This is a genomic window from Neisseria sp. P0007.S010, assembly GCF_051962875.1.
Taxonomy (GTDB): Bacteria; Pseudomonadota; Gammaproteobacteria; order Burkholderiales; family Neisseriaceae; genus Neisseria; species Neisseria subflava_A.
In genome coordinates this window covers 1-261 of record NZ_JBQCUX010000052.1, presented here as the reverse complement: position 1 = coordinate 261, position 261 = coordinate 1, and the positions used below count along the sequence as shown (strand labels likewise).

The 261-nt window shown below is 51.3% G+C and carries 1 pseudogene; it reads right to left on the bottom strand.

The window, feature by feature from the left end:
* A pseudogene (locus ACTHR7_RS10865) lies at positions 1-261 on the bottom strand (pilus assembly protein PilQ); the annotation flags it as partial.

Sequence of the window (261 nt, the reverse complement as noted above, 5' to 3'; positions counted from 1 at the left end):
ATTTTAAGCGGATATTGCCATCTGACTGTATAGTTGGTGTCACTTCCATCCCCAGAACAGCTTCTTTAAACTCGATTGCAGTTGCCCCGCTCTCGCCACTGGATACCTGATAAGGGATCTCCGTACCTTGCTTAATGCTGGCAGGCTGTTGATGCGCCGCCATCAGGCGCGGGCTGGCAATGATTTCAAGCTGTTGCTGCTGTTCCCGAGCAGACAATTCAAGCTCCAGCAGCCGGCCATCGATTCGAGCGATATTAAAAC